This is a genomic window from Nitrobacter sp. 62-13 (assembly GCF_001896955.1).
Lineage (GTDB): Bacteria > Pseudomonadota > Alphaproteobacteria > Rhizobiales > Xanthobacteraceae > Nitrobacter.
In genome coordinates this window covers 1,875-2,341 of sequence record NZ_MKRN01000098.1, presented here as the reverse complement: position 1 = coordinate 2,341, position 467 = coordinate 1,875, and the positions used below count along the sequence as shown (strand labels likewise).

Sequence of the window (467 nt, the reverse complement as noted above, 5' to 3'; positions counted from 1 at the left end):
TCTGATGATGGAAGCGGCGTTGTACTACGGGCTGCTGATGGCGAAGGTCGCGCCGGACGTCGCGCTGATCCCGTTCGAACTGGCGCTGGTGTGGTCGCTGGTGCGGCTCACCGAGAGCGGCGATCCGCGCTGGTGGCTTGCGGCCGGCCTTTTCGGCGGCTTGGCGCTATTGTCGAAACTGACCGCATTGATGCTGGTTCCCGCCGTTGTTCTTTTCATTGTCGTGCCGGACTGGCGCTCGCGCTGGCTGCGCAGTCCGTATCTGTGGGCCGCGCCATTGATTGCGGCGGCGGTGTTCTCGCCGGTCCTGATCTGGAATTGGATGCACGACTGGGCCTCGTTCCGGTTTCAGTTCGTTCGCGCCACCGCGGCGCATGACATCATGCTGCGCACCGTCGGCGACTATATCGGTCTTCAGTTCGGACAGGTCGGGCCGATCCTGCTGCCGGTGGTGTTGTTCAGCGTCG

1 protein-coding gene is annotated in these 467 nt (G+C 63.8%); it reads left to right on the top strand.

Annotated elements, in window-relative coordinates; genetic code table 11:
- On the top strand, nt 1–467 hold a 467-nt coding region (locus tag BGN91_RS08695), incomplete at both ends, for a glycosyltransferase family 39 protein (protein WP_292612310.1).